At 63.4% G+C, this 6617-nt stretch carries 6 protein-coding genes; all 6 read right to left on the bottom strand.

Annotated elements, in window-relative coordinates; translation table 11 throughout:
- Positions 1-19: 19 nt before the first annotated feature.
- A complete protein-coding gene (locus LB515_RS27975; protein ID WP_224709672.1) occupies positions 20-1270 on the bottom strand; it encodes a site-2 protease family protein in 1251 nt (416 codons plus the stop codon).
- A 584-nt stretch (positions 1271-1854) separates the two neighbouring features.
- Positions 1855-2538, bottom strand: coding sequence for an ABC transporter ATP-binding protein (locus tag LB515_RS27970; RefSeq protein ID WP_176476897.1), 684 nt, complete (start codon positions 2536-2538; stop codon positions 1855-1857).
- Entirely contained in the window at positions 2535-3821 is a 1287-nt protein-coding gene (locus LB515_RS27965; RefSeq protein WP_224709670.1) for a lipoprotein-releasing ABC transporter permease subunit, read from the bottom strand. Before LB515_RS27965 ends, LB515_RS27970 begins: the two co-directional genes overlap by 4 nt.
- On the bottom strand, positions 3818-5146 hold the full coding sequence (proS, locus tag LB515_RS27960) for a proline--tRNA ligase (protein WP_224626054.1): 1329 nt from the start codon (positions 5144-5146) through the stop codon (positions 3818-3820). The genes LB515_RS27965 and proS overlap by 4 nt, the downstream gene beginning before the upstream one ends.
- Positions 5147-5720: 574 nt before the next feature.
- Positions 5721-6005, bottom strand: coding sequence for a DUF1467 family protein (locus LB515_RS27955; RefSeq protein WP_224600905.1), 285 nt, complete (start codon positions 6003-6005; stop codon positions 5721-5723).
- The gene (gene mce / locus LB515_RS27950) at positions 6002-6406 is read right to left on the bottom strand and encodes a methylmalonyl-CoA epimerase (protein WP_224709668.1); all 405 of its coding nucleotides are present in this window, start codon (positions 6404-6406) and stop codon (positions 6002-6004) included. The genes LB515_RS27955 and mce overlap by 4 nt, the downstream gene beginning before the upstream one ends.
- Positions 6407-6617: the final 211 nt, after the last annotated feature.

Genomic DNA, 6617 nt, shown 5'->3' with positions numbered 1-6617 from the left:
ACCTGAATGTCGACACACCCTACATGAGCTGCGCCGAGGCCCACAGCATGCCGTAGCCATGGATGGCAAAGACGGCGAGCAGCGCGCCGGCCATGGCCAGCCGGTCGAAGGTTTTGATCGGCTTCAACTCGTGACGCGGCTTCACGCCGCTACCCATGGTGATCAGGCTCAGCATCGCGAACACCGCGCCGGCGATCAGCAGGAAGCCCGGCGAAAAACCAGCCCGCCAGCCGAGCGACAGAAGCGCCAAGAGCAGCAGGAAGGACGCGAGCGCAAGTGCGGCCGGCCCCGGGCAGATCTGGCGCAGCACCTGGCCGCCGTCGAATTTCCACACCGGCACCAAATTGGCGATGTTGAACAGCGACGCGCAGCCGGCAAGCGTGGCCAAAAGCATGGCGGCCAGCCGATGTCCTTCGCCATTGGCGAAGCCGCTGGCGGCGATCAGCACCGGCACCAGGAAGGCGGAGAAGCCGGCGCCCATAAGCGCCACGAAGGCGACCTCGAAGCGGCTGTCATAGGGCCTGCCGCCGATCGCGATGCCGCCAAGCAGCGGAATGAAGATCATCCGCGCCCGGCGATGCCCCGTCAGGCGAAAGGCGGCCATATGGCCAAGCTCGTGCAGGGCGACCACCGAGGTGAGGATCGCCGCCAGCGCCAGGCCGCCAAGATTGAGCCCGAAGAACGGCCACAGGATCAGAGCCGAAAGCACGGCGAAGCCGACCTGGCTCAGCGGATGCTCGAACCAGCCGCCCCTGCGATAAGTGCCCGTCGCCGCCCAGACGTCGAGCTTGCGCAATTCGCGACGCATGGCGAAGAAGCGGAAGATCAGGAACGCGACACCGCGATAGCGGTCGGTCTGGGTGAGCGTCACTCGCACGGCCTCGCCTTCCGGCACAAGCTCGGCGGTCTCGCGATAGTTCGCCCAGAACGAGGGATCGAGCGCCGTGTCCTCGATGACGGTCATCGAGAAGTAGCTTCCCTCCCTCACATCCTCGAGCCGCGCCTTGCGGTCGATCGGCCGCCCGTCCCGTCCTTCCCAGGAGAGCCGGATCAGCGCCGTCCCTTCGCTATCCAAGGGCTCGGCGGCAAGGATTTCGCCCGACCAGCCGGCGTCGCCGCCGAACGGCCACAGCACCTGCCAAAGGCAATTGCGGTCGGCCTTGATCACGCGGCTGACCGTCACCGTGCGCAGTCCGAGCGGCACGGTCATCAAAAGAAAGATCAGTCCGAGATTGCCGGCCACGAGCGTGACCGTGACGATGACCGACACTTGCCTTGGCTCCCCGTCTTGAAGGAACAGCCTAGCGGCAGCGCGGCCAAGAAAGACTTAACAACGGGCGGGCTCTTGTCAGTCCCGCGGGTGGGCTCCTGCCCGTTCCAGGCGGGGTCTCCCCCATCCCGACATGGGCGGACTCCTGTCCGCCCCAACGACGGGCGGGCATCTGCCCGTCCCGTACGGCGGCGAAACCGCCTGATCACATGGCGCCGATCCAGATCGCCATGGAAACGAGAAAGGTGCTCATGCAAACCAGCGAGACAACATCCTGAACCAGATCAGACATAACTCTCTCCGTTGTTGGAATGTTCGTAATTTGTTCTAATTTTGTTCGAATGTCAATGATCGTCTCGGGCGCGCTGGAGCGAAACCGCGCGGTCCGTTTGGGCAGGGTTAAGGAAAGGTTGACGGCACCAACGTTGGTGAGAGGGCGCCGGGATGTGTTGAGATTCAGGTCAGGCCGAGCCGAGAATGGTGGCATCCGAGAACCGGAGCGGAGCGTACTTTTGCGTACGTGAGCACCGGAAGCGCAGGAGGCCGCCCTTCGCAGGCCGGCCTCACCTGAATCTCAACACATCCTATAGCGGCACGACCTTGCCTTCAGCCAACGTCACGCGCCGGTCCATGCGCGAGGCCAGCTCGTGGTTATGGGTAGCGATCAGCGCCGCGAGGCCCGACTGCCTGACCAGCGCCTCCAGCGCATCGAACACATAGGAGGCGGTGACCGGATCGAGATTACCGGTCGGCTCGTCGGCCAGGAGCACCAGCGGCGCGTTGGCAACGGCGCGGGCAATGGCGACGCGCTGCTGCTCGCCGCCGGAAAGCTCGGCCGGCCGGTGCTGCGCGCGCTTGCCGATCTGCATATAGTCGAGGAGCTGCGCCGCCCGCTCGGATGCTTCCTTGCGGCCGAGCCCCTTGATCAGCTGCGGCATCATGATGTTCTCGAGCGCGGAGAACTCCGGCAGCAAATGATGGAATTGATAGACGAAGCCGACGTCGTTGCGGCGGATCGCGGTGCGCTCCTCGTCCGACAGCCGTCCGCACGCACGGCCGGCGAGGATCACATCGCCCGCATCGGGCCGCTCCAATAGCCCCGCCGTGTGCAAAAGGGTGGACTTGCCGGTGCCCGACGGCGCCACCAGCGCCACCATCTCGCCGCGCCTGAGCGAAAAGTCGGCGCCGTTCAAAATGGTGAGCTTGCGCGGCCCTTGGACGTAGTGCCGCTCGACGCCCTTCAACTCGATAATGGCCTCGGCCATCATTCGTACCTCAAGGCTTCGACGGGATCGAGCCGGGCGGCCCGCCAGGCGGGGAACACCGTCGCGAGGAACGACAGGCCAAGCGCCATGATGACGACATAGGTGGTCTCGCGCGGATCCATCTTCGCCGGCAGCTGGCTGAGGAAATAGAGCTCGGGATTGAACAGGATCCTGCCGGTCATCCACGAGAAGAACTGCCGGATCGATTCGATGTTGAGGCAGATGATGACGCCGAGCAGCACGCCGGCGATGGTGCCGGTGACGCCGATCGCCGCGCCGGTCATCAGGAAGATGCGCAGGATCGCGCCGCGCGAGGCGCCCATCGTGCGCAGGATGGCGATGTCGTGGCCCTTGTCCTTCACCAGCATGATGAGGCCGGAAATGATGTTGAGCGCCGCCACCAGCACGATCAGCGTGAGAATCATGAACATGACGTTGCGCTCGACCTGCAGCGCCGAGAAGAAGGTCTCGTTGCGCTGGCGCCAGTCGACGAGGTCGACCGGCCGCTGCGCCGCCTGCTCGACCAGCGGCTTCAGCGCGTCGACATTGTCGGGATTGTCGACATAGATCTCGATGGTCTGGGCTCGCCCGTCCATGTTGAAATAGAGCTGCGCTTCCGAGAACGGCATGTAGACGATCGAGCTGTCATATTCCGACATGCCGACCTCGAAGATCGCCGCCACCTTGTAGCCCTTCATGCGCGGCGTGGTGCCGAGCGGCGTCACATCGCCGTCCGGCGAGATCAGCGTGATGGTGTCGCCGAGGACTAGCCCGAGGCTTTCGGCCATGCGCTTGCCGATCGCCACGCCGTCGCCGGTGTCGAAGCCGTCGAGCGTGCCCTGCTTGATGTTGCTGGCGACGATCGAAATCTTGCCGAGGTCCTCGCCGCGGATGCCGCGCACCAGGGCGCCCGTGCCGCCGCCGACATTGCCTTGCGCCAGGACCTGGCCGTCGATCAGCGGGATGGCGTATTTGACGCCCGAAACACCGTTGATGCGGCTCGCCACCTGGGCGTAATCCTCCAGCGGCGAATCGAGCGGCTGCACGATGAGATGGCCGTTGACGCCGAGGATGCGGGTCAGCAACTCGGCGCGGAAACCGTTCATCACGGCCATGACGACGATCAACGTCGCGACGCCGAGCATGATGCCGAGAAAGGAGATCGAGGCGATGACCGAGATCACCGTCTCCTTGCGGCGCGAGCGCAGATAGCGCCACGCCACCATGCGCTCGAAGCCGGAGAAAGCACCCGCCGCTGACCTGGCCGCTGCCGCCGCCTCGTTCATGCGGCGATACCCAGGCGTTTCTTGGCCTCGGCGATCGGCAGCGTCTCGCGCTCGCCCGACCTGCGGTTCTTGATCTCGACCTCGCCGGCGGCCACGCCGCGCGGGCCGACGATCACCTGCCACGGCAGGCCGATCAGATCGGCGGTGGCGAACTTGCCGCCGGGACGCTGGTCGGTGTCGTCATAAAGCACGTCCTTGCCGGCTGCGTTAAGCGCCGCATAGAGCTCGGCGCAGACGCGGTCGCATTCGCCATCGCCGACCTTCATGTTGATCAGGCCGATATCGAAGGGCGCCACCGCTTCCGGCCAGATGATGCCGTTCTCGTCATGGCTGGCCTCGATGATCGCCGCGACCAGGCGCGACGGACCGATGCCATAGGAGCCGCCCGAGGCGTAATGGTCCTTGCCATCGGGGCCGGTCACCTTGGCGTTCATCGGCTTGGAGTATTTCTCGCCGAAGTGGAAGATATGGCCGACCTCGATGCCGCGCGCCGAGACCTGCTCGCTTGGCGGAACGTTCGCCCAGGCCGCCTCGTCATGCATCTCGTCGGTGGCGGCATAAGGCGTCGTCCACTTCTTCACGATATCGCCGATCTCGGCGTCGTTGGAGAAGTTGGTGCCGGCGCCCGGCACGTCGAGCGTCAGATAAGCGCGGTCGCAGAACACCTGGCTCTCACCGGTCTCGGCCAGGATGATGAACTCATGGCTGAGGTCGCCGCCGATCGGACCGGTGTCGGCGCGCATTGGAATGGCCTGCAGGCCCATGCGCGTGAACGTCCTGAGGTAAGAGACGAACATGCGGTTGTAGGCGGCCTTGGCGCCCTCGAAATCGAGGTCGAAGGAATATGCGTCCTTCATCAGGAATTCTCTGCTGCGCATGACGCCGAAGCGCGGACGCACCTCGTCGCGGAACTTCCACTGGATATGGTAGAGGTTGAGCGGCAGGTCCTTGTAGGACTTCACATAGGCGCGAAAAATCTCGGTGACCATCTCTTCGTTGGTCGGCCCGTAGAGCATGTCGCGGTCCTGGCGGTCCTTGATGCGCAGCATCTCCTTGCCGTAGTCGTTGTAACGGCCGCTTTCGCGCCACAGATCCGCCGACTGGATGGTCGGCATCAGGATTTCCAGCGCGCCGGCGCGGTTCTGTTCCTCGCGGATGATCTGGCAGACTTTGTCCAGCACGCGCTTGCCGAGCGGTAGCCACGAAAAGCTGCCCTGCCCCTGCTGGCGGATCATGCCTGCGCGCAGCATCAGCCGATGCGAGACGATCTCGGCCTCGCGGGGATTTTCTTTGAGAATGGGCAGGAAATAGCGCGACAAACGCATGGACTGGTCCGTGAGTGAAAATGGCGGCGCGGGGAATCGGCGCAACCGAGGCTGCTTGCCCGGGCTTCATAGCCATTTCATGGCCGAATGGAAACCCGAGTGCCCCAAAGTATCGAGCCTTCTGCACCTTACCAAAAAGGCGATTCTGGCTGCAAAGTGCCGCAAATGGCTATTTGATCGATTCACAAGCAAGCGCTGCCGCACTATTGTGCAGTGCAGCACGATATTGCCTGTTTCGAGGCAAAATTCTTCGTGACATTTTCACCTGCCTTGGTCTAGTGTGCGCCGATAACCGAGAGGGCGGAGAAAAATCTGCTCTCCTACGCGGTCAAAGTCTTGGGAGGATGCGATCTAGGCGCGGTAACTCGCTGCCGCCGGACACCGGAAACGGATCGGACGCGTTTAAATTGCAAGGCCTTGTGCCTTGCATTTTTTTTGTGCAATCATCTGCTTAGCGCGATCATCTGCCAAACGGCGTCAGCCACGGTTAGCCGCCGAATTCGGAAGCCGGCTTCCGAATTCAACCTTGGCGCGCGTATGCTGCTCATTACTTGCGGAAACTATAATGACGGTTTCAGTGACTGGCGTCTGGCGTGAAGTCCGGCATGATCCGCATGATGTCGTCGAAGCTGAATCCCAGGCCCATCGTCAGGCCGTAGAGAATGCCCATCACGACCACCGTCACGATCGTCGCGCGGGCGAAGGCGCGCAGCATATGCGGGCCGCGCGGTGCGCTGGAAACGGTGCCAAGCGTGACATCCTGGTCGTCGTCCTGGGTGCGCAGGCTGAACGGCAGAACGACGAACAGCACCAGCCACCAGGTGACGAAGAACAGCGCGGCGAACAGGATCCAGTTCATGCCTGCTCCAGTTCGACCAGCGTGCCGAAGAAATCCTTGGGATGCAGGAACAGCACCGGCTTGCCATGCGCGCCGATCTTCGGATGGCCGTCGCCAAGCACACGCGCGCCGCTTTGCTTCAAATGATCGCGAGCGGCCAGGATATCGTCGACCTCATAGCAGACGTGATGCATGCCACCCGAAGGGTTCTTCTCGAGGAACGCGGCGATGGGCGATGCCTCGCCCAGTGGTTCCAGCAACTCGATCTTGGTGTTGCCGACATCGATGAACGCCACGCTCACACCATGCTCCGGAAGCGCCTGCGGCTCGCTCAGCCGCGCGCCCAGCGTATCGCGATAGGCGGCCATTGCCGCGGCCAGATCCGGCACGGCAAGCGCGACATGGTTCAGGCGTCCAAGCATCGGCGGTTTCCTCAGGCAGTAGGCAGTAGGCAGTAGGCAGTAGAGAAGAAGCAAATTTGGCGAGCTAAAAAGCAATCGCCTTTCCTATTGCCTACTGCCTAGTCCCTACTGCCTACTCCCTCATCTCGTAACAAACACCGTCACCAGCGGCTTCTTGCCCCAAGCTTCGTTGGCGGCGCCCCGCCCAGCGCCGCGCCCCCCCTCCGGGGCC

Source organism: Mesorhizobium sp. CA15, from assembly GCF_020165215.1.
Lineage (GTDB): Bacteria > Pseudomonadota > Alphaproteobacteria > Rhizobiales > Rhizobiaceae > Mesorhizobium.
The sequence above is the reverse complement of the archived record's forward strand: the minus strand, read 5'-3'. Positions and strand labels throughout refer to the sequence as shown.

Excerpts from the sequence above, each read along its gene's own strand:
- proS (WP_224626054.1), bottom strand. The coding sequence starts at position 5,146 with ATGCGTTTGTCGCGCTATTTCCTGCCCATTCTCAAAGAAAATCCCCGC.
- LB515_RS27955 (WP_224600905.1), bottom strand. The coding sequence starts at position 6,005 with ATGAACTGGATCCTGTTCGCCGCGCTGTTCTTCGTCACCTGGTGGCTG.
- mce (WP_224709668.1), bottom strand. The coding sequence starts at position 6,406 with ATGCTTGGACGCCTGAACCATGTCGCGCTTGCCGTGCCGGATCTGGCC.
- LB515_RS27965 (WP_224709670.1), bottom strand. The coding sequence starts at position 3,821 with ATGAACGAGGCGGCGGCAGCGGCCAGGTCAGCGGCGGGTGCTTTCTCC.
- LB515_RS27970 (WP_176476897.1), bottom strand. The coding sequence starts at position 2,538 with ATGATGGCCGAGGCCATTATCGAGTTGAAGGGCGTCGAGCGGCACTAC.